Below are 22,241 nucleotides of genomic sequence, written 5' to 3'. Positions count from 1 at the left end.
TCTTGTTACTGACTGGTAAGAAGACTCCTCATTGACTGACGGCGGCCGCGGACGTCCGCCGGAGAGGAAGCGATGAGGGGCTATTTCCTGCCAGGACTGTTCCTGGCTGTGGCGACCGGCGTGTTGGTCTGGGGCGGCGAGTGGCTCGGCCTGGAACTGGAGCACGTCGCCCTGCTCGGTGCCGCGCTGGGTGGCGCGACCGGAGTGGTGCCGGACCGCGCGCCATGGGAGCGGGCCGCCGGCCTGCTGTCGGGTGCGCTGCTGGCGTGGCTCGGCTACGCGCTGCGGGCAGCCTGGTTGCCGGACACGTCGGCGGGCCGGGGCGTCGCCGCCATGATCGTCGTGCTCGCCTGCCTGCTCATCGCGTTCCTGACCTCCGGCCGGCTGCCGCTGTGGTCGTTCCTCATCGGGGCGGCCGCGGTGGTCGGCGCGTACGAGGTCGCCTACACCGCGGCGCCGCCGGAGTTCTTCCAGACCTCGCCGAGTGCCCTCACGACGGTGCTGCTGGCGGCCGCCTTCGGCTTCCTCGCCACCGTGTTCCTCGGCAACACCATCGAGGACGAGCGGGCCCGTGAGCGCGGCCGGTACGCCTCCGACGACGAGCCGGACGCCGTCCAGGCCGAGCCGGACGACAAGGGCGACAAGGCCGGCGACACCGCGCGCGGCCCGTTCTGGGAAGGAGCGCTGCGATGAGCCGCCGGATCGCCATGGCCGCCGCGGGCGCCGTCGCCCTCGCCCTCGTGGCCGCGCCCACCGCGGCCGCCGACGTCGACGTCACGAACACCGAGACCGTGCGGGTCGACCTGCATGCCGACGGCGAGGTGAACCAGGCCCGCGTCTACGACCAGCTCGACCTCACCGGCAGCGGCTCGGTCGACCTGCGCAACCCCGTCACCACCGAGGGCCTGCGCAACCTGGACGGCTTCGGCGGCACCGACACCGAGGACGGCGAGGCGGTGCTGGAGACCGACGTCGACGGCGAGCAGCGCCGGCGCACCGTCTCCGACTTCGCCGGTGACCTGCCGCTGTCGGTGTCGGTGGAGTACCGGCTCGACGGCGAGGTCGTCGACGCCGAGGACGTCGTGGGGGAGTCCGGCGAGCTGGAGGTGCGCTACCGGGTCGTCAACGAGACCGGTGAGCCGCGCGAGGTCGAGTACGACGACGGCACCGGCACCATCGTGACCGCCGAGGAGGAGGTCTACGTCCCGATGGTCGGGACCATGACCACCACGCTGCCGTCGGAGTTCACCAGCGTCGCCTCGGGCGAGGCCAACATGGCCGGCGACGGCCGCGGCGGCACCCGGCTCACGTACGCGCTGACGCTGTTCCCGCCGATCGGCTCGGCCGAGCAGGAGTTCGGCTACACCGCCGTCATCGAGGACGGCGTCATCCCACGGGCGACGCTGTCCGCCCTGCCGGTGTCGCCGCTGGACAGCCCCACGTACGCGACCGGCGTCGCCGGGTACGAGGGCGGCATCGAGTCCGGCGTCGCGCTCACTGAGGGCGCTCTGACCATCGACGAGAACCTGCTGCGGCTGCGCGACGGCGCGTCGGACCTGCTCGGCGGGCTGATCCAGCTGCGCGACGGCGCGCAGGAGCTGAGCACCGGGCTGTCCGGCCAGGCCGCACCGGGCGCCCGCGAGCTGGCCGACGGGCTCGGCGAGCAGCTGGCGCCGGGAGCGCAGGAGCTCCAGGCCGGCGCCGACGAGTTCTACCAGGGCGTCAACGGTGAGCTGGCGCCTGGCGCGGCCCAGCTGGCCGACGGCGCCGGCGTGCTGGCCGACGGGCTGGCGTCGCAGCTGGTGCCGGGTGCCGGCCAACTGGCCGACGGGGGCGAGGAGCTCGCCGCCGGCCTGCAGGGTCAGCTCGCGCCGGGCGCGTCGCAGCTGGCCGAGGGCGCGTCCGACGCCGCCGACGGCGCCGGGCAGCTGGCCGAGGGCCTGGAGACCGCGGGCGACCGCGCGCCGGAACTGATCGGCGGACTGGAGCAGGTCGGGTCCGGCCTGGACCGCGTTGACGCCGGCCTCACCCAGCTGTACGACGGCATCGGCGGGCTGCCCGAGCAGGCCCAGCCCCTGGCCGACGGCATCGACCGGCTGCGTGCCGGCATCGGCGACGTCGACGAGGACGGGACACTGCTCGGCGGCCTCCAGCAGATCCGCGTCGGCCTCGAGCGAGACGCCGTGACCGGGCTCCAAGTGATGGCCGACGGCGTCTACAACGAAGATCCCGCGCACCCCGGCGCCTACCAGCGCCTCGGCTGCGCCGTTGTCGTTCTCCAGGACATCGTCGATCGCCGGACCAGTGGATTCGGTCCGCCTTGTTATGACACCGAGCAGGCGTTGCTGCTGAACGGAGCACGACCCGTCCTCGGCTACTCCGTCGATCCGATCACGCACGACATTCTGAACACCCTGCGGGGTGAACTTGCGGACGGTCGCTCGGCGCTGGCGAACCCGGATGATCCGATGGACCAGGAGACGTTGTACGGCGGGCTGAACTCCTTGGAGCACGCGCTGACCAGCGGCGACGGCGTCCTCCGCGGCCTCCTGCGGCTGCAGTGCGGGCTCTCCAGCGGAGCGCTCGAAGCGTGTGCCGACGAGCCCGGCCTGCTGGAGGGCCTCAACCTGCTCGACGAAGGCGTCGGAGAGCTGGTCAGCGGCGTGGTCGGGTCGGTGCAGGGCGGCGTCGGCGAGCCTGATGACACCCCGGCCGACGAGACGCTGCGCGGCGGCGTCAACGGCCTCAGCGATGGCGTCGACCAGATCATCGACGGCGGCAACGCGCTGGTCTCCGGGCTGATGCAGCTCACCGACGGCGCGCACCAGCTGCACGACGGCAACCTGCGGATCTCCGACGGCGCCGGCACGCTGGCCGCGGGCGCCGAGGAGGCCGCCGACGGCGCGGGCCGGATCGCCGACGGCGCCGGTCAGCTCGAGGACGGCGCCCGCGACGCCGCCGACGGTGCCGGGCAGATCGAGGACGGTGCCGGCCAGCTGGCCGACGGCGCGGAGGCGGCGGCGGACGGCGCGGGGCAGATCTCCGACGGCGCCGGGCAACTGGCCGACGGCGCCGACGAGGCTGCCGTCGGGGCCGGCGTGCTGGCCACCGGCCTGGAGGACGCCGCCGACGGCTCCACCCAGATCTACGACGGCCTGCTCCAGGCCGCCCAGGGCGCACCCCAGCTCGTCGACGGCGCTCAGCGGCTGTCCACCGAGGGCGCGTCGGAACTGGCCAGCGCCGGGCAGGAGACCGCCGCCGACTTCGGCACCCGGTACGCCCTGCTCGAGGCCGGCGCCGACCGGGCCAAGAACGAGCCGCTGGTCAACGGCGCACCGGATGGCGCCATGCTGAAGACGGCGTTCACGTACGAGATCCCCGAAGTGAGCGGCGAGGGCGGCCGCAACGTCGCCCGCGGCGTGGTCGCGCTCGGCGTGTTCGCGGCCGCGGCCGCCGCGGCGTCGTTCCTGCGCAGCCGCCGCACCTGACCGGCTCAGAGCGGCCGCCAGCCCCCCGGCGGCCGCCCTGCCAGCCACCCCCGCCCCACCCCCGTCCGCCCACCCCGCCGTCCGCTCAGCCCCCGCCCCGGCAGAGGTTGATCATGGAGAACGTCGGGCCTACCGCGCCTGGGGACCCGACGTTCTCCATGATCAACGGGGCTGGCGGGGCGGAGTTGCCGCGTCCGCCGGCGGTCTGCTCTGATGGCGGCCATGGCGGACTCGGGGACCGGCACAGCGATCTGGGTGAGCGTCCGCACGAGCCGGGCCGTGCAGTGGTTCGTCTCGGCAGCCGTGACCGCCTCGTTCGGCTTCTCCGCATGGTTGCTGGCGGGCTTGGCGCTCGTGCCGGCGGCGCTGGCCGGCGCCGCCGTCCTGGTGCTGACGGGCTGGCTGATCGTGGCGCTGCCGAGGCAGTGGACCGGCCAGGGCGTCTCGGTGAGCGCCGACGGGCTCGTGCTGACGGCGCGCCGGCTGGCCTGGTTCCGGGACAGCGAGGCGGTCGTCGGCTGGGACGAGGTCCACGCCGTCCGCCGCGGCACCCGCACCGCCGGCCGAAGGCCCGGGGTCCCGCGCGGCCCCGCGGCGTTCTTCGACCGGCTGTCGAGCCTGGGCGACGAGGTGACGCTGGAGTTCCACCTCGTCGCGCCGCGCCCCCTCGATCTGCCGCACTGGGCGGTGGAGGAGGGCGCGCGGCTCGTGCTCACCGTGGCCGACGCGCCCCGGCAGGCCGTCGAGCGGGCGGTGCGCGTCGTCCGGGCCGACCTGCTCGACCCGCGGCCGACCTCGGCGCCGTCGACCCGTCAACCCAGCGCACCCGGCAGAACAGGCTGGGTGAGCCTGCGCGGCGCCGGGTTCCTGCCGCTGTGGCAGGGCACGCTCGGGCCGACGCTGTACGTCATCGGGCTGGTGTGCGCGGCCTTCCTCGGCTACGCCGGCGTCAGGGCGGCCGTCCACGGGCTCGGCGACGACGACCTCGCCGTGGTCGCCCTGCTGTTCCCGTTCGGGGCCGCCGCGGCCGGCTGGACGCTGCGCCGCCTCCCGCGCCTGCTCACCCGGCAGGGTGTCGCCGCGGACGACGCCGGCGTGGCGCTGGTCCAGGAGCCGCGGTGGTGGTTCGCCGGTGCGACGACCCAGCTGCCGTGGCCGGAGGTGCGGTCGGTATCCGAGGGCGTGCTGGTGACCGGGGACCACAAGAACCGCAGGTCGCATCGGGTCGTGGAGCTCCGCCTGCACCATGACCACGCCGGCCCGCTGCCGAGCTGGGTCGAGGTCAAGTCCCGCCGCCGGCAGACGACCGGACTGGTCATCGCGCCGGGCCGGCGCCGCCACGCCCGCGTCCTGGCCGTGCTGCGCGCCGCCGGACCGGAGTACTTCCCGGACTGACCGGCCGATTCGCCCCATGCGCGACGGCCGTGCCGGTTATGCTCCCCACAAGGTCGATCTTGCGGGGAGGAGCTGGTGTTGACCGCCCCGCAGGCCGCGGCCGGCGCCGACGCGCCGCCCGACAGCGGCGCCAAGCACCGCCGGGCGCACCGCGGCGACTGGATCCTGCTGACGTGGTGCGTCCTGCTCACCGTCGTCATGCTCGGGCCGCTGGCCGCGCCGGGCTACGTCCTGTCCTACGACATGGTGGCGGTGCCCGACCAGACGCTGCTGCCGTCGTCCGTCGGGCTGAGCAGCGCGGTGCCGCGGGCCGTCCCGCTGGACGCCGCCGTGGCGCTGGGCGACTCCGTACTCACCGGGCAGCTGCTGCAGAAGCTGGCGCTGGCCGGCATCGTGCTCGGCGGGGCGCTCGGAGCCGGGCTGGCGCTGCCGAAGGTCCGGACGGGGACGCGGCTGGTCGCGGCGTCGGTCTACAGCTGGAACGCGTACGTGTTCGAGCGGCTGGTCATCGGGCACTGGCCGACGCTGATCGCGTACGCCGCGCTGCCGTGGCTGCTGATCCTCGGCCGGCGGGTGCGCAGCGGCCGCTCGTCGGCGCTCGCGCCGGGGCTGCTGCTCGTCGGGGTGTCCGCACTGACGCCCACCGGCGGGCTGATCGCGGCGGCGCTGTTCGGCGCGCTGGTGCTCGCGCCCGGCGGCAAGCACACGACCCGCGTCCGCGTCATGGGCGGCGCCGCCGTCCTCGCGCTCCAGGCGCCCTGGGTCGTCCCGTCCGTCCTGAGGCCCGACCCGGCCGTCTCCGACCCGGCCGGCGTGGCCGCGTTCGCCGCCGCCCCCGACTCGCCGCTCGGCCTGCTCGGCAGCCTGCTCACGCTCGGCGGCATCTGGAACGACGGCGCCGTCCCGGACAGCCGGGCGCTGCCGTCGGCGCTGGTCCTGACGGTGATCGTGCTGGCGCTCGCGGTGTTCGGCGCGACGGAGCTGCGCCGCCACCTGGGCCGTGCGGAGCTGACGGTGACGTGCACGCTGGCCGCCACCGGGCTCCTCGTCGCCGTGAGCAGCGCGCTGCCGGGCGGCGACACCGTCCTGGAGTGGCTGGTGTCCGAGGTCCCGGGCGGCGGGCTGATCCGCGACGGGCAGAAGTTCCTCGCCTGGTACGCGCTGCTGGTCGCGCTCGCCGCTGCCGCCGGCGCAGGTCGGCTGGCCCGCGCCGCCGCCAACCGCACCGACGCCGCCGTCGCGGTCGCGATCGCGTTGGTCCCCGCCCTTCTCCCCATCGCCGCACTGCCCGACCTCGTGTGGGGCGCGGCCGGCCGGCTGGAGCCGTCCACTTACCCGGCGGCGTGGTCCGACGTCCGCGCAGCGATCGACGGCGACCACGGCGACGTGGTCGTCGTCCCGTACCAGCCGTTCCGCCGGTTCCCGTGGGCCGGCGACCGGACGGTGCTCGACCCGGCCCCGCGCTACCTCGGCGTCGAGGCGGTCGTCCCCGACGCGCTGCCGGTCGGCGGCGACACCGTCGTGCCGGGGGAGGACCGCCGGGCCGCGGAGGTCGGCACCGCCCTCGACGGCGACGATCCGGCGCGCGACCTCGCCGCCCTCGGCGTCGGCTGGGTCGCCGTCGAGCAGGACACCCCCGGCGACGTTCCGGACGGACTCCTCGAATCGCTCGAATCAGTCGAAATCAACGGAACTCTCGACCTTTATCGCGTTCCCGGCCCGATCGGCACATGGTCCCGTATTCCGCCCGCTCCGCCAGTCATCGTCGCCGATATCGTCTTTTCGGTCATTCTCATCGGCGCATCGGCTGATGTTGCCCGGAACGCCTTCTCGCGGCGGCGGAGGTCGTTACGCTCCGAGGTGTCGTGATTTCCGCACCGCTCGAGGAGTACCAGAGTTCATGGGCAATTTCGGAGGCGTTGTCGCCGCCATTGTGGGAGTGGTGCTCGCCGGTCTGACCGTCGTCACCGCCGTGAACGTGAGTCAGCCGAGCGACGCCGACGACGTCAGCCACGAAGAGCTGATCAACTACGACGACAACTGAACCACGTCGTCACCGTGCATACCCCTGTGACATTCGGTCGGATCATGCAACGACGACTCACTCCCTCTAGTCCGGCTCAGGCCTGGACCGAGGGCTCAGGGGGACCTCCGGCCCCCCATCACCCGTCGGTGTTGCATGATCCTTCCGGGACCCTGATCGAGCCACGCCCTCTGAAGATCGTGCTGCTCAATTGGCGCGACACCACCCACCCGGAGGGCGGCGGCTCGGAACGCTACGTGGAGAACGTCGCCGCTGGCCTGGCCGCCGCCGGGCACGACGTGACGTTCTTCTGTGCGGCCCATCCGGGCGCGCCGAAGGTGGAGCGGCGCGACGGCTACCGGATCGTCCGGCGCGGCGGGAAGTTCACCGTCTACGCCCACGCGATCCGGATGCTGGCCAGCGGGGCACTCGGACGGCCCGACGTCATCGTCGACGTGCAGAACGGCGTTCCGTTCTGGAGCCGCCTGGCCGTCCGGTGCCCCGTGGTCGTCCTCGTCCACCACGTCCACCGTGAGCAGTGGGGGGTCGTCTACGGCCCCGCCACCGCGCGGCTGGGCTGGTGGCTGGAGTCCCGGGTCGCGCCCCGCGTGTACCGGCGCTCCCGTTACGTCACCGTCTCGGGCATCACCCGGACGGAGCTCGCCGAGCTCGGGGTCGGTCCCGAGCGAGTGGACGTCGTCCACAACGGCACCGCGCCGGCACCGGCGACGACGACGCAGCGGGCCGACCAGCCCCGCATCAGCGTCCTCGGCCGCCTGGTGCCGCACAAGCGGGTCGAACACGCCCTGCAGGTCGCGGCCCGGCTCCGCGCGAGCCGGCCCGGCCTGCGGGTGAGCGTCATCGGCGACGGCTGGTGGTCCGACCGGCTGACGGCCGAGGCGAAGCGGTTGGGCGTCGACGACATCACCGACTTCCTGGGCTTCGTCGACGAGCGGGCCAAGCACGAGGAGCTGGCCCGCAGCTGGCTCATGCTGGCGCCGTCGGTGAAGGAGGGCTGGGGGCTCACCGTCGTCGAGGCGGCGCAGCACCAGGTGCCCACCATCGGCTACCGCAGCGCCGGCGGCCTGGCCGAGTCGATCGTCGACGGCGCCACCGGCCTGCTCGCCGACGACCTCGACGGCCTCACCGCCGCCACCGAGGAACTGCTCGCCGACGACGTCCGCCGCACCGCGCTGGGCCGGGCGGCCGCCGCCCGCGCCGCCACGTTCACCTGGGACCAGACGGTGCGCTCGTGGGACGCGCTGCTGCGCCGCACCGTCGCCGAGGAGTCGGCCGACCGGTCCGCCCGGCGAGTCGCCGCGGCCACCGAAGGCGTGCCCCTGGACCCGTTCCGAGTGCCCGTTCCGGCCCACGACGGGCTGTTCTTCCGCCAGTCGTGACGAATCGACGCAAGCGCCACGGTAATTGGCGTAATGTGCCGACGTGCTCCTGAATGATTCCCCGCGGTCGAGGGCTAACAGTGCGACACTGAGCCGTTCGGTCCGGCTATTCCGGGCATTCCTCGCCGAGCAGCGTGACCCCGACCATTTCTATGGTGTGCTCGCTGCTGACTCCGTCAGCCAATTGTCCGATTATGCCGATTTGCGGGACTCGCTGGTCCTCGACGTCGGCGGCGGGCCGGGGTATTTCCGCGCCGCGTTCGGCCGGGCCGGCGCCCGCTACGTCGCCGTCGACAGCGACCTCGGCGAGCTGTCCGCCCGCGGCCGCCCCGAGCCCGGCACCGTCATGGGCAGCGGCATGGCGCTGCCCATCCGCGACGGCGCCGCCGACGTCTGCTACTCGTCGAACGTCCTCGAGCACGTGCCCGACCCGTGGACGATGGCCGAGGAGATGCTGCGGGTGACGCGTCCCGGCGGCGTCGTGTTCCTCTCGTTCACCGTCTGGCTTTCGCCATGGGGCGGGCACGAGACCGCGCCGTGGCACTACCTCGGCGGCGAGTCCGCGGCCCGCCGGTACGCGCGGCGGCACGGGCACGACCCGAAGAACCGGTACGGCGTCAGCCTGTTCCCGGTCTCCGTCTCCGACGCGCTGCTGTGGGCGCGGCACACGCCGGACGGCGAGCTGCTCGACGCGTTCCCGCGCTACCACCCGTGGTGGGCGCGCGGCGTCGTCCGGGTGCCCGGCCTGCGTGAGCTGGCGACGTGGAACCTCGCGGTGGTGCTGCGCCGCCGATGACCCTCCACCGCGCAGCGCCACGCCGCCGCCTGCCGGCGTGGCGATTACAATTCGTCCGTGGCGCTTCGCGCCGTCGCCCGGCGGCGTGGCCACTGTCCGTAACCCTCTGCTGCCTAGGCCTGGTCGCCCTCACGTTCCGGCAGGCGCCCGGGCAGATCGTCCCGGACACCAAGCTCGACCTCAGTGCCGACCCGGGCGGGTTCCTGGAGCGCGCGCTGCACCTGTGGGAGCCGGCCGCCGCGTTCGGGCAGCTGCAGAACCAGGCCTACGGCTACCTGTGGCCGATGGGTCCGCTGCACCTCGCCGGCGACCTCGCCGGGCTGCCCGCGTGGATGGTGCAGCGGCTGTGGTGGTCGCTGATCCTGGTCGCTGCGTTCCTCGGCGTGGTGCGGCTGGCCGGCGAGATGGGCATCGGCCGGACGTGGACCCGGCTGCTCGGCGGCCTGGTGTACGCGCTGGCGCCGCGGATCCTGGTGTCGCTCGGTGCGGTGTCGGTCGAGGCGTGGCCGACGGCGCTGGCTCCGTGGGCGCTGATCCCGCTGGTCCGGGCCTGGCGCGGCGGACCGGTCGTGCGCAACGCGGCGCTGTCCGCGCTGGCCGTCCTGTGCATGGGCGGCGTCAACGCGGCCGCGACCGCGGCCGCCGTCGTCCCCGCCGGGTTGTGGCTGCTGCTGGCGCCGCACTGGCCCGGCCGGTGGCGGTTCGCGGCGTGGTGGGTGGGCTGCTGCGCCGCGGTGACGGTGTGGTGGTGGGTGCCGCTGCTGCTGCTCGGGTCGCACAGCCCGCCGTTCCTGGACTGGATCGAGACGGCCGGCAACACCACCCAGCACACGTCGCTAATCGAGGTGCTGCGCGGCAACGACCACTGGCTGTCGTACCTGTCGGTGGCCGGCGGCCCGCAGTGGCCGGCCGGCTGGCTGCTGGCCAGCGAGCCGGTGCTGATCCTGCATACGGTGCTGATCGCGGCGCTCGGGCTGGGCGGGCTGGCCCGCCGGGACATGCCGGGGCGACGGGTCTTCCTGACGGCGGCCGTGCTGGGGCTGGCGCTGGTGTCGGCCGGGTACGTCGGCGCCGCCGCCGGACCGCTGGCGGCGACGGTGCGCGAGCTGCTCGACGGGCCGCTCGCGCCGTTCCGCAACGTGCACAAGTTCGACGTCGTGCTGCGGCTGCCGCTGGCGCTCGGGCTGGCGCACGCGCTGGCGATGCTGCGGGTGCCGGCCATCTCGGTGCGCCGCTTCCGGGTGCTCGTCGTCGGGCTCGCGGCGGTGGTGATCGCCGGGGTGGCGACGCCGGCGCTGGCCGGGCGGCTGCCGCAGGAGGGCTCGTACGACGCGATCCCGGACTACTGGCACGAGGCGTCGGACTGGCTGGACGACAACGCCGGCACCGGGCGGGCCCTGCTGCTGCCGGGCACGGCGTTCGCCGAGTACACGTGGGGGGCGCCGCGCGACGAGCCGCTGCAGGCGCTGGGCGACACCCCGTGGGCCGTGCGCGACTCCGTCCCGCTCTCGTCGGCGGGCAACATCCGGCTGCTGGACGCCGTCGAGGCCCGCATCGCGGCCGGCGAGGGCGGCGCCGGCGTCGTCGACACGCTGCGCCGCGCGGGCGTCACCCACCTCGTCGTCCGCAACGACCTCGACCGGTCCCGCACCGACGCGCCGCGCGCCGCGCTGGTCCACCAGGCCATCGCCGACCTGCCCGGCGCGGAGCGGGTCGCGACGTTCGGGCCGCAGGTCGGCGCCGTCGACGACCCCTCGTCCGCGACGGACTCCCGGCTCGACGTCGACTACCCGGCCGTCGAGGTCTTCACGATCGCCGACCCCGAGGTCGAGGAGTACCGCGTCCAGGCATACCCGCTGAACGGCACGGTGCGGATGTCCGGCGGCCCGGAGTCGCTGCTGACGGCGGGCGACGCCGGGCTACTGGACGGGCGGGCGGCGTTCGTGGCCGGCGACGGCGCCGGGATCGCCGACCCGAACCCGGTCCCCGTCGTCACCGACGGGCTGCGCCGCCGGGCCGTCTGGTTCGGCGCCAGCCGCGACAACACCACCGAGGTGCTGGCCGCCGGCGAGGGCGGGGGACTGGGCCGGGTGGTGCGCGACTTCCTGCCGGTCGACGACCCCGCGCGCGAGACCGTCGCCGTCGTCTCCGGGGTCGAGTCGGTGACGGCGTCGTCGTCAGGCTCGGACCCGCGGGCGACGATGGCGCGCGGCGCGGAGAACTCGCCGTGGGCCGCCGTCGACGGCGACCTCGGGACCAGCTGGGTGTCGGGGGAGTACGGCAGCGCCGTCGGGCAGTGGCTGGAGCTGACCTTCGACGAGCCGCGCCGGGTCTCGTCGGTCGAGCTGACGCCGCTGGTGGGCGGGCCGGTCAGCGCGCCGCTGCAGCGCGTCGCCGTCCAGACCGACACCGGCATCCTGGAGAGCGACCTGCAACCCGACGGCGGCGCGCAGGTGCTCGCCGTCCCGTCCGGCGAGACGACCACCTTGCGGGTGACCGTCGTCGGCGTCGGCGAGGGGACCGTCAGCGGCGTCGGGATCCGCGAGCTGGCCGTCCCCGACCTGACCGTGACCCGCACGCTCGAGGTGCCGCCCGTGACGCCGGCCGACCTCGGCGGATCCGGCTCCGGCGAGCCCGCGCCGGCCACGCTGGTCTTCGCCGTCGCCGACGGCCGCCGCGGCGAGTGCGTCGCGACGACGTCGGGCGACACCCGGGTCGCACGGTGCGCCCGGCAGCTGGCCCGTCCTGGCGAGGAGAACCGCGACCTGCGGCGCAGCGCCGAACTGGCGGCCGCGGCGGAGTACGAGGCGGAGCTGACGGCGCGGCCTCGGCCCGGCCGGTCGCTGGAGGAGCTGATCGCGCCGGACCCGGACGCGATCGTCGCGACGGCCAGCTCGCGCGCCGTGACCGACCCGCTCGGGCGCCCGCAGGCGGCCGTCGACCACGACCCCGGCACCGGCTGGGTGGCCGCGCCCGACGACGAGGCGCCGGCGCTGACGCTGAGCTGGGGGCCGCGGCGGACCGTCGAAGGACTGCGGCTGGAGGTGCAGCCGTGGCTGTCGGCGTCGCGGCCGAGCATGGTCGAGGTGCGGGCCGGCGACGCGCGGTTCCAGGCCGGCGTCGCCGACGACGGCACCGTCACGTTCCCGGAGCCGGTACGCACCGACGAGCTGACCATCGAGATCGTCGAGGTCGCCGAGGTCGAGGACCGCGACCCGTCGTTCGGGCTGCGCTCGGTGCTGCCGGCCGGGGTGTCCGAGGTCGAGGTGCTGGGTGCGGACGACCTGCGGCTGCCGGTCGACGAGTCGCGCGAGGTGACGATCGCCTGTGGCGACGGGCCGCCGCTGACGATCGACGGGTCGGTCGTGACGACGCGGATCGAGACGACCGTCGGCGACCTGCTGCGCGGGCGGCGGCTGGACGTCCTGCCGTGCGGCGACGGCGCTCGTCCGGTGCCGCTGGACGAGGGCGCGCACGACGTCGTCGTCCGGTCCACCGGCGCCGTGCGGCCGGAGTCGGTGGCCCTGCGGCCGGTCGACGAGGCCCCGGAGCCGCCGCCGTCGCTGGACGTCACCGTGCAGACGTGGGGCGCGGCTTCCCGCGAGGTCGTCGTCCCCGCCCGCGACGAGCCAGCCGTCCTCACCGTCACGGAGAACCTCAACACCGGGTGGTCGGCGACGCTGAACGGGCAGACGCTCGAGCCGGTGCGGCTGGACGGCTGGGCGCAGGGCTTCGTGCTGCCGGTGGGCCAGGCCGGCGTCGTGCGGCTGACGTACGGGCCGGACCAGCCGTATCGGTGGGCGTTGCTGGCTGGCCTCGGCGCCGTGCTGGTGGTCGGCGTGCTGGCCTGGCGCGGGACGAAGGTGCCGGCGGCGCCGTCGCCGGTGCCCGCGCAGCGCGTGCCGCGCGAGACCGTCGCCGCCGGTGGACGGCGTGCGCGGCGGACGGTGCCGCTCGGGTCGGACGAGGTCCAGCCGTTGCGGCCACCGGTCACGGCCCGGCCGCTGGCCCGGCACCGCCGGCAGCGGGCGGCGCCGGTCATCCTGCTCGGCGCGGTGGTGCTGACGCTGCTCGGCGGGGCGGCCGGCCTCGCCGCTGCCGCCGTCGGCGCCGTCGTCCTCCTCGCCGGTCCCGGGCGTCCGTGGCTGACCCGGTTGGCGCCCGCGCTGGCCGCCGGCGCCGTCCTGCTGGCCGGCATCGTCGTCGCGCTGAACCCGTGGCCGGGGCCTGACCCGGGCGCCCACTCGGCTGTCGCGCAGGGGCTCGTGCTGATCGCCATCGCGCTCGCCGTCATCGGCTCGGTCGCCTGGCAGCGTCCCGGCACTGCGCCCGAGGACGACGAGTACGTGCGGATCGACGCCATGCTCGACCCGACGGCGACCGGCCCCGTGCCCGCCGGGTCACGCCGTCGCCGCGCGATGTCCGCGGATCCGGTGGATACCCGAATTTCCGGCGAGTGACCGGCCGTTCGACCTCCCACGCGCCGGAAAATCGAGCATCCACCGGTTGAGCGGGTGTCAGCGGTTCCAGCCGGCGGGCAGGACCACCCCGCTCGGTTGCCGCGACGGCCAGTCGGCCGGTTGGGGCTCGACGGCGCCGATCCCGGGCAGGTGCTTCCACCAGCGCACCGGCCGATCCCGGCCGGCGTTGTCGCGCAGGACGGCGGCGAACCGGGCGGCCAGCTCGTCCCGGTTCCGCCATGCGACGTCCCAGCCGAACCGGACGACGTCCAGGCCGAGACGCCGGAGCCGCCACTCGCGTTCGCCCTGCCGGGCGACGATCAGCGACGCGTCGGGCCGGTTGTCGTACTTCAGTGCGCCGTCGGCTTCGAACGCGACGCCGTGGTGTGGCCACAGCCCGTCGACGCGATACTCCGGCCCGACCGCCCCGACCCACGCGTTGGCGACCGGAAGCGGCAGGTCGAACTGCAGGCACGTGAACCGCCCGAGCGTCTCCAGGGGCGACTCCGCCAGCGGGTCGGCGTGCTCGGCGACCCATCGCGCGCGCCCGACCCCCGGCCACCGGGCCATGGCGAGCACCGTCGCCGCCAGGTCATCACCCGACGCGGTCGCGGCGTCGTCCGCGACGAGGGCGGGCACGATCGCCCCCGACCGCGCGGCGTCGAGCACGGCCCAGGCCGGACTCACGAGGTCGATGTCCTGAGCTCGCCGCAGCTGGCCGGGCGGGACCGTGACGATCCGGACGTCGGCGTAGCGGCCGTGCCGGACGCTGCCGGCGCCATGCGGCCGGATCGCCGTCACCCGCGCCGGTGGCGGCCCGACCGTCGGCAGGTGCCACATCACCGCCGCGGACCATCCGGTCAGGACGGTGGAACCGTCGCTGAAGAGGGCGAACGCTCGCGACCTGAGCCGATGACGTTCCCAGGACGACGCCGCGGACAGTACTGCGGCCGAGGCGTAGCAGCCGGGGGCGAGCCGGACCAACAGCTCGGCGGCGGCCAAGCGGCGCAGCCGGCCCTCCTCCACGCCTGCCCGCGCCGCGGTCGCGAGGTCGACCACGCCGTGGCGGCGGACGAGCAGCTCCGCCACGTCGGGTGGGAGGGTGCGCAACCGAGCGGTCATGCGACCACTTTCAGCGGGCCGGGCGGCCGTCGCCAGGCCCGATCACCAATCTGTGGACAGCAGGCTTTCCGCCGGCGGGTTGTGGACGAGGAGGGCCCTGATCGGGTGCGATGTTGCGGAGTGGCATGCACGGGCTCGGATCGGAGGGTAGGTTCACGAAGAGCCCCTGTGCCGCCCCGGGGCCGCGCCCGGCGGTGGTCTCACGCGGGCCGCGCGGAGACCCCGATCCGAGGAGAGGCTTGTCCATGCGGCGCAGTATCGGCCTGGTCCTGGTGGGACTGGGCGTGTTGATGTTGGTGCTCGCGCCGCTGTCTCGCTGGTACGCCTATCCGCGGCTGGCGGTCGTCTCCAACGACGTCGCGGAGCGGGTGTCCACGGGTACTGACGTCACCGTCCTCGACCTCGGCGCCGTCGTGCGTCAGGAGGGCGAGGTCGAGCGCGTCACCGACATCCGCAACGTGCGCCGCATCATTCCGGACCAGGGCGACAGCACCGGCGACACCGCCGTGTGGGACACCAGCGTCACGACGTTCGACGAGCTCGGCGCGGGCGCTACGCCCGAGGAGAACGTCCTCTCGTACTACGAGGAGCGGGTCGCGTTCGACCGGCACACCGCCGAGGCCGTCGACGGCTACGACCAGTACTACACGCCCACCGGCGAGCCCGCCGACCGCGACGACGTCGAGCACGAGGGCTACTACTTCAAGCTGCCGTTCGGTACCGAGCAGCGGTCGTACCCGTTCTGGGACTCCACCATCCAGGACACCCGGCCCATGGAGTTCCAGAGCGAGACGACGCTCGAGGGCCTCCCGGTCTACGTCTTCGAGCAGGTCGTCGAGCCGACGCCGGTGTCGGCGCTGGAGATCCCCGGCGCCCTGTTCGGCGCGGCCGGGTCGATCGTCGCCGACCGCATCTACAGCAACACCCGCACCATCTGGGTCGAGCCGCACACCGGCGCGATCATCAAGGGCCAGGAGGTGCAGGACTCCTACCTCGACTTCGAGGGCACCCGCGGCCCGACGATCGTCCAGGGCACGCTCGCCTACACCGACGACCAGGTCGCCGCCAACGTCGACGAGTTCGCCTCGAGCGCCGACCGCCTCGCCCTCGTCCGCGACACCGTCCCGATCGCCGCGGCGGCCGGTGGCCTGCTCTTCGTGATCGTCGGGCTGTTGCTGGCTCGCCGGGGCAACTATCCCGGCAAACGGCGGGCGCCGCTTCCCGACGACGACGGTGCCGGCGCGCGGCCGGTGGAGGAGCGGGCGCCGGTGCGGCCGCGGACCCGCAGCGCCGCGTCCGCCGATGCCGCCCTGGCCGGCCAGACCCGGGTCCAGGAGCCGGTCGGCTACCAGCCGCCGCGCGTCGCGCGCTACGACGAGCCCCGGTACGAGTCCGCCCCGTACCAGGACGCCCAGCACGGCGGCGGCCGAGCCGACAGCGTCCGCTACGGCGACGGCCGGGCCGAGGAGCCGTCGCGCTATGACGACCCGCCGGCCGAGGCGGCGACGTACGCCGAGGAGCCGCGGCTGCACGTCGAGACCGCACCCAGTGCCACGACCGGCCACTTCGCCGCGCCCGACCAGTCCGCGACGGGCGAGTCGGCGGCTCTCCGTGAACCGGCGGCGGAGTCCGCCCAGGCCGCACCGTCCCCATGGGCGAGCCAGGCCGACCTCGCCGCGCGGGGCGGCCACGTCACCCGCGCCGACCGCATCGCGGCGGCGGACCCGTCCGCCTGGGCGAACCAGACCGACCCCACCACGTCGGCCGATCACGCCGTCGGGGCCGATCCCGCCGCGTCTGCCGATCAGGCCGGCCAGACCCCGCCGGCCGGCCCGACGCCGGGGGAGCGGCCGTTGCCACGCCGCCGCCCGCAGCCGGGAGCCGTCCGGCCGCCGGTGGGCCGGGCGCAGTCGCAGGCGCCGTCGGCCCAGTCGCTGCTCGGCGAGTCGCCGGCCGGGGAGTCGCTGACCGGCCCGCTCGCTCCGGAGCAGCCCGCCGACCCCGGCCCCTCGCCGGACGACCGCTTGCCGGCCGCCGACCCGGCGGGTGCTCACACCGACTTCGACCACTCGCTGGACGACCGGTCGCCGTCGGCGCAGCCGTCGGGCGCCTACACCGATCCCGGCCACTCGCTGGACGACCCCGCACCCGCACCCGCAGCACAGCCGTCAGGCGGTCACGAGTCCGCCGAGCTGGACCGCGCCCGCACCGACCTCGCCCGCCTCGACCAGGCCCGCGCCGAGCTGGACCGGTTCGCCCAGGAGCACCCCGACCTCGCCGGCGGGGCGCAGCCCGCCGCGCAGCCGTCCGCCCCCGACCGGGCGCCCGCCGGGCAGGCCTCTACGGCGCCCGAACCACAGCCCGCGAGCCCGGCGTCCCGGCCCGAGTCCACGCCCGACGCCGACGCGGCGTCCAAGGCCCAGGCGCCCGCCAAGGGCCGCCGCCGCGCCCGCGACGACGACGGGCTGTTCGACGAGTTCGACGAGGACGGCCAGTCCGCGGGCAGCCTGCACCGCTACTGACCGCGCCACGGCGCGACGGTCACCGGCGCTGCCCGCCGCCGGCAAACCCGTCCCCGCCTGCAGCGATACCGACCTCCGCCGACCGGGCCGGAGGGGAGTATTCTGACCCGAACCGACGAACGGGGGCCTGCCCTCCAGTGAGCCCATAGCTGAATCCGCTGCCGTGATCAACTCGCGACCTTGCGCCGATTGACCCTGGTCGTCGCGGGCAGGTAATCTGTGTCTGCGCTGTGGGCCTGTGTGAACCTCGGACGGAGCAGGCTCGCGCTCGTTATTGTCGGTTGGCGGCACAGGGGATCCAGAACCTGGTCGGTGATGGCACAGCGATCCAAGGGTCCTGGCGCGCAAGCTACCACCGAACCTTGTCCGGAGTCCCCTTCCACATGACGAGCAGCATCGAGGCCGAGGCGCCTACCTCGACGGCCCCCAGGACGACCACGCAGGTCGCGGTCAACGACATCGGGTCCGAGGAAGACTTCCTCGCCGCGATCGACGAGACCATCAAGTACTTCAATGACGGCGATATCGTCTCCGGTACCGTCGTCAAGGTCGACCGGGACGAAGTCCTGCTCGACATCGGCTACAAGACCGAGGGCGTCATCCCCTCGCGTGAGCTGTCCATCAAGCACGATGTCGACCCGTCTGAGGTCGTGACCGTCGGGGACGACGTCGAGGCCCTCGTCCTTCAGAAGGAGGACAAGGAAGGCCGCCTGATCCTGTCCAAGAAGCGCGCTCAGTACGAGCGCGCCTGGGGCAAGATCGAGGAGATCAAAGAGGCCGACGGCGTCGTTTCGGGCACCGTCATCGAGGTTGTCAAGGGCGGACTCATCCTCGACATCGGTCTCCGTGGCTTCCTGCCGGCATCGCTGGTCGAGATGCGCCGGGTCCGCGACCTCCAGCCGTACGTCGGCAAGGAGATCGAGGCCAAGATCATCGAGCTGGACAAGAACCGTAACAACGTGGTCCTGTCCCGCCGGGCGTGGCTCGAGCAGACCCAGTCCGAGGTCCGGTCGACCTTCCTGCAGACGCTGCAGAAGGGGCAGATCCGCTCCGGCGTGGTCTCCTCGATCGTCAACTTCGGCGCGTTCGTCGATCTCGGCGGCGTCGACGGCCTGGTGCACGTCTCGGAGCTCTCCTGGAAGCACATCGACCACCCCTCCGAGGTGGTCGAGGTCGGCCAGGAGGTCACCGTCGAGGTGCTCGACGTCGACATGGACCGCGAGCGCGTGTCCCTGTCGCTCAAGGCCACCCTCGAGGACCCGTGGCAGCAGTTCGCCCGGATCCACCAGATCGGCCAGATCGTGCCCGGCAAGGTCACCAAGCTCGTCCCGTTCGGCGCGTTCGTTCGCGTCGAGGACGGCATCGAGGGCCTCGTGCACATCTCCGAGCTGGCCGAGCGCCACGTCGAGGTGCCCGAGCAGGTCGTCACCGTCGGCAAGGACGTCATGGTCAAGGTCATCGACATCGACCTCGAGCGTCGACGCATCTCGCTGTCGCTGAAGCAGGCCAACGAGGGCGACACCGCCGCGCACGTCAGCGAGCACTTCGACCCGACGCTGTACGGCATGGCCGCCGACTACGACGCCGAGGGGAACTACAAGTACCCCGAGGGCTTCGACCCCGAGACCAACGACTGGCTCGAGGGCTACGAGAAGCAGCGTGAGGAGTGGGAGCGGCAGTACGCCGAGGCCCACGCTCGCTGGGAAGCGCACAAGTCCCAGATCGAGAGCGCGCAGGAGGCCGACGCCGAGGCGAAGGCCGACAGCCCGTCCACCTACTCCTCCGGCGGCGCGAGCGAGGACGAAGAGGGCGCCGGCACGCTGGCGTCCGACGAAGCGCTCCAGGCGCTTCGCGAGAAGCTCACCGGCAACTGATCCAGCCGGTCAGCACCTGACCGAAGCCCCGGCCCCGCGCACCCAAGTGGTGTGCGGGCCGGGGCTTCGGCGCGTCCAGGGTCGATCCGGCCGCGACGGCTGGTGCGCACGCGGCGCCGCCGTATACGTTGTCACTACTGTCGAGACACGTAGTCAGGCCGGTTGAGCATGGGGGCTCGTCGTCCATTCCCCGGAGGCGGTCGCGTGGGTGAGAGCACGGTGGACGACGGGCGCGGACGGGTCGTCGCGCCGGCCATGGTCGGCCGGTCGAGGGAGTTGTCGCAGCTCGCCGCCGCCGGGTCGGCGCCGCCGGCGGTCGTGTCGATCGAGGGCGAGGCCGGGGTCGGCAAGACCCGGCTGGTGACGGAGTGGCTGGCCGGCCCCGGGACCGCCGGCCGGTGGATCATGGTCGGCCGTTGTCACCCCATTCGGGAGTCGTTCCCGCTCGGTCCGGTGCTCGAGGCGCTGCGGGGTGTGGGCGAGGAACTGCGCGGACGCCCGGTGAGCACCGTGGCCGGAGCCCTCCGCCCGCTGCTGCCGGAGCTCGCCGCGTGGCTGCCGCCGGCGCCGGAGCCGCTGGACGACCGGGTCGCGCAGCGGCACCTGGTGTTCCGCGGCCTGGCCGCGCTGCTGACCGCGGTCTCGCCCGCGGTGCTGGTGCTCGAGGACCTGCACTGGGTGGACGAGCAGACGGCCGACTTCGTCGCCTATCTGCTGGCCGATATGCCGGCGGACCTGACGCTGGTGCTGACCTACCGCGGCGAGGACGCCGACGCCGGCGTGCGGGCGTTGACGGCGAAGCCACCGGCCGGCACGGCGCGGGCGCACGTCGTGCTCGCCCCGCTGGACGAGGCCCGGACCGGCCTGCTGGCCGGCGCCATCCTCGACGCCGACCAGGTGTCGGAGGAGTTCACCCGCTACCTGTGGGAGGGCACGTCCGGCCTCCCGTTCGCCGTCGAGGAGGTGCTCGCGCTGTTCCGCGAGCGCGGCGAGGTGATGCACCGGGGCGATCGGTGGGCGCGCCGGACGCTGGCCCGGCTGGAGGTCCCGCGCAGCATCCGCGACTCCACCGTCGAGCGGGTGGACCGGCTGCCGGCCGGGGCACGGCGCCTGGTCGACGCCGTCGCGGTGCTGCGCACCCCCGCTGTCCCGGCCGTCCTCGCCGCGATGACCGCGCCGGGCGACGGCGGCGACGACGGCAGCGGCGACCGCCTGCTCGATGCGCTGGCCCAGGCCGTCGCCCACGGCGTGCTGGCCGAGACGGACGGACGGTTCGGGTTCCGGCACGCGCTGGCCGCGCAGGCGGTGTACGACGACCTCAACGCCGCCCGCCGCATCGCGCTGCACAGCCGGGCGGCCGACGCGCTGGGCGAGCAGTCGCCGGTCCCGCTGGGTCAGGTCGCCCACCACCTGCGCAGCGCCGGCCGGTTCACCGAGTGGGCCGACGCCGCCGTGCGGGCGGCCGCTCAGGCCGCCCGGCTGGGCGACGAGGACGAGGCGGTCCGGCTGCTGGCCGACGTGCTACGCCAGGCCGACCTGCCGCCGTCGCGGCGGGCCGCCGTCGCCGTCGACCTGGGCTGGGCCGCGCTGGACACTCTGCACGCCCGCGACGTGATCGAGCCGCTGCGCGCGGTGCTCGACCTGGACGTCCCCGGGACGGCACGGGGCGAGCTGCGGTTCCTGCTCGCCGTCATCCTCGGCCAGGCCGGCGAGGATCCGGCCGGCCAGCGACAGCTCTTCCCCGACGCACTGCCCGAGCTGGAGCACCGTCCGGACCTGCGGACCTGGGCGATGGTGGGGCTGGGCGTCACCATCCCGTCGGACGTCCCGACGTCGGAGTCGGTGTACTGGATGACGCGGGCGGTCGAGCTGGTCGAGGGGGTCGACGACCGGCTCCTGAAGATCTTCGTGCTGGGCAAGGCCGGCGCCAGCCTGATGGAGGGCGGCGACCGATCCTGGCGCGCCGTCGCCGAGCGGGTCGAGGCGCTGACCGGCGGCCGGCCGCGGCAGCGACGGGAGGCCAGCGCCTACTGCTCGCTCGGCGTCGCCGCGAGCTACCTCGGCCACCTCACGACCGCGGACCGCATGCTCGCCGCGGGTCTGCGCAGCGAGGCCGCCCAGCAGAACCGCCGGCTGGAGGTCATGCTGCGCGGTGGGCTGGCGGTCCTGAGCTACGGCGCCGGGCGGTGGGACGGTCTGGCCGGCGAGGTCGACGCGGCGCTGGCCGACGTCGCCGACTACGCGACCAGCCGGCTCGACCTCGAGCTGGTGGCCGGCGCCCTGGCCGTCGCGGGCGGCGACGTCGACGGGGGAGAGGCGCTGCTGCGGCGGGTCACCGAGCTGGCCGTCGAGATCGGCGCCTACGAGATCGTGCCGTTGGCCGCCACCGCGTGGGCCCGGGCCGGGCTGGCCCGCGGCGACGTACCCGCGGCGCTGACCCGCATCCGCACCCTGCTCGGCGTGCTGGACGCCAAGGGATTGTGGGCGCCGGCCGGCTGGGCCGTGCCCGTCGCCGTCGAGACGCTGCTCGCCGCGGACCTGCGTGCCGAGGCGGAGCGGTTCGCCGATCGGGCCGCCGCGGAACTGCGCGAGCTGGACGCCCCGCTGGCCGATCCCGCGCTGGCCCACGCCCGCGGCCTGCTGGCCGGCAGCGCGGACGACCTCGTCGCGGCCGCCGAGCAGTACGACACGCTGCCCGCGCCGTACGAGGCGGCCCGGGCTCGCGAGGCCGCCGCCGCTGCCCGGCTCGCCGCCGGTGACGTCCACCGTGGCGGGCCGCTGCTGCGCGAGGCCGCCGCGGCGTACCAGCGGCTCGGCGCGGCGGGCGACGCCGACCGCGCGGCCGGCCTGGCCCGACGGCACGACGTGGCGCTGCCCGCCCGCCACCGCGGCGGCCGTCGCGGCTACGGAACGGAGCTCTCCCCGCGGGAGCGGCAGGTGGCGGAACTGGCCGCGAGCGGGCGGACGAACAAGGAGATCGCCGCCGCGCTGTTCGTCTCCGCGTTCACCGTCGACAAACACATGGCGGCGATCAAGCGCAAGCTGCGGGTGCGTTCGCGCACCGACCTGGTACGGCTGCTGGGCAAAGAGTACGGCGTTCTGCCATAGCTATCACCGGGCGCGCGTCGGCAGGGTGTGGCCCATGGACGAGACGACCCCGC

At 74.5% G+C, this 22,241-nt stretch carries 12 protein-coding genes; 11 read left to right on the top strand and 1 reads right to left on the bottom strand.

The window, feature by feature from the left end:
- Positions 1 to 72: 72 nt before the first annotated feature.
- From BLV05_RS24185 to BLV05_RS24155, 8 genes are all read left to right on the top strand, one after another.
- Positions 73 to 693 (top strand): hypothetical protein, encoded by a 621-nt coding sequence (locus BLV05_RS24185; protein WP_152691107.1) that lies wholly within the window; start codon positions 73 to 75, stop codon positions 691 to 693.
- Positions 690 to 3,488 (top strand): YhgE/Pip domain-containing protein, encoded by a 2,799-nt coding sequence (locus tag BLV05_RS24180; RefSeq protein WP_046772665.1) that lies wholly within the window; start codon positions 690 to 692, stop codon positions 3,486 to 3,488. The genes BLV05_RS24185 and BLV05_RS24180 overlap by 4 nt, the downstream gene beginning before the upstream one ends.
- A 222-nt stretch (positions 3,489 to 3,710) precedes the next feature.
- Complete coding sequence (locus BLV05_RS24175) at positions 3,711 to 4,883, top strand: hypothetical protein (protein ID WP_157524296.1); 1,173 nt, start codon at positions 3,711 to 3,713, stop codon at positions 4,881 to 4,883.
- Between the two features lie 78 nt (positions 4,884 to 4,961).
- Positions 4,962 to 6,752, top strand: coding sequence for a hypothetical protein (locus tag BLV05_RS24170; RefSeq protein WP_152691109.1), 1,791 nt, complete (start codon positions 4,962 to 4,964; stop codon positions 6,750 to 6,752).
- Positions 6,753 to 6,783: 31 nt separating this feature from the next.
- Positions 6,784 to 6,927, top strand: coding sequence for a hypothetical protein (locus BLV05_RS35995; protein WP_157524295.1), 144 nt, complete (start codon positions 6,784 to 6,786; stop codon positions 6,925 to 6,927).
- Between the two features lie 176 nt (positions 6,928 to 7,103).
- On the top strand, positions 7,104 to 8,306 hold the full coding sequence (locus BLV05_RS24165; protein ID WP_046772683.1) for a glycosyltransferase family 4 protein: 1,203 nt from the start codon (positions 7,104 to 7,106) through the stop codon (positions 8,304 to 8,306).
- A gap of 43 nt (positions 8,307 to 8,349) precedes the next feature.
- A complete protein-coding gene (locus BLV05_RS24160; RefSeq protein ID WP_169790520.1) occupies positions 8,350 to 9,102 on the top strand; it encodes a class I SAM-dependent methyltransferase in 753 nt (250 codons plus the stop codon).
- Positions 9,099 to 13,562, top strand: a complete 4,464-nt coding sequence (locus BLV05_RS24155) for an alpha-(1->3)-arabinofuranosyltransferase (RefSeq protein WP_052763151.1) — start codon at positions 9,099 to 9,101, stop codon at positions 13,560 to 13,562. Before BLV05_RS24160 ends, BLV05_RS24155 begins: the two co-directional genes overlap by 4 nt.
- Before the next feature lie 57 nt (positions 13,563 to 13,619).
- On the opposite strand, the gene BLV05_RS24150 is transcribed toward BLV05_RS24155, so the two are convergent.
- The gene (locus BLV05_RS24150; protein ID WP_082155819.1) at positions 13,620 to 14,684 is read right to left on the bottom strand and encodes a type IV toxin-antitoxin system AbiEi family antitoxin domain-containing protein; all 1,065 of its coding nucleotides are present in this window, start codon (positions 14,682 to 14,684) and stop codon (positions 13,620 to 13,622) included.
- Between the two features lie 245 nt (positions 14,685 to 14,929).
- Here BLV05_RS24150 and BLV05_RS24145 point away from each other — a divergent pair, with 245 nt between their 5' ends.
- The 3 genes from BLV05_RS24145 (at position 14,930) to BLV05_RS24135 (ending at position 22,188) form a co-directional block, all read left to right on the top strand.
- The gene (locus BLV05_RS24145) at positions 14,930 to 17,206 is read left to right on the top strand and encodes a DUF3068 domain-containing protein (RefSeq protein ID WP_046772666.1); all 2,277 of its coding nucleotides are present in this window, start codon (positions 14,930 to 14,932) and stop codon (positions 17,204 to 17,206) included.
- Between the two features lie 383 nt (positions 17,207 to 17,589).
- Positions 17,590 to 19,080 carry a 30S ribosomal protein S1 gene (gene rpsA / locus BLV05_RS24140; protein WP_046772667.1) on the top strand — a complete coding sequence of 497 codons (1,491 nt, stop codon included), beginning with the start codon at positions 17,590 to 17,592 and terminating at the stop codon, positions 19,078 to 19,080.
- Between the two features lie 204 nt (positions 19,081 to 19,284).
- On the top strand, positions 19,285 to 22,188 hold the full coding sequence (locus tag BLV05_RS24135) for an ATP-binding protein (protein ID WP_052763153.1): 2,904 nt from the start codon (positions 19,285 to 19,287) through the stop codon (positions 22,186 to 22,188).
- Positions 22,189 to 22,241: the final 53 nt, after the last annotated feature.

It is taken from the genome of Jiangella alkaliphila, from assembly GCF_900105925.1.
In the GTDB taxonomy this organism is placed as follows: domain Bacteria; phylum Actinomycetota; class Actinomycetes; order Jiangellales; family Jiangellaceae; genus Jiangella; species Jiangella alkaliphila.
This window is presented reverse-complemented; position numbering and strand designations above follow the sequence as displayed.

Excerpts from the sequence above, each read along its gene's own strand:
- BLV05_RS35995 (WP_157524295.1), top strand. The coding sequence starts at position 6,784 with ATGGGCAATTTCGGAGGCGTTGTCGCCGCCATTGTGGGAGTGGTGCTC.
- BLV05_RS24185 (WP_152691107.1), top strand. The coding sequence starts at position 73 with ATGAGGGGCTATTTCCTGCCAGGACTGTTCCTGGCTGTGGCGACCGGC.
- rpsA (WP_046772667.1), top strand. The coding sequence starts at position 17,590 with ATGACGAGCAGCATCGAGGCCGAGGCGCCTACCTCGACGGCCCCCAGG.
- BLV05_RS24145 (WP_046772666.1), top strand. The coding sequence starts at position 14,930 with ATGCGGCGCAGTATCGGCCTGGTCCTGGTGGGACTGGGCGTGTTGATG.
- BLV05_RS24150 (WP_082155819.1), bottom strand. The coding sequence starts at position 14,684 with ATGACCGCTCGGTTGCGCACCCTCCCACCCGACGTGGCGGAGCTGCTC.
- BLV05_RS24180 (WP_046772665.1), top strand. The coding sequence starts at position 690 with ATGAGCCGCCGGATCGCCATGGCCGCCGCGGGCGCCGTCGCCCTCGCC.
- BLV05_RS24155 (WP_052763151.1), top strand. The coding sequence starts at position 9,099 with ATGACCCTCCACCGCGCAGCGCCACGCCGCCGCCTGCCGGCGTGGCGA.
- BLV05_RS24175 (WP_157524296.1), top strand. The coding sequence starts at position 3,711 with ATGGCGGACTCGGGGACCGGCACAGCGATCTGGGTGAGCGTCCGCACG.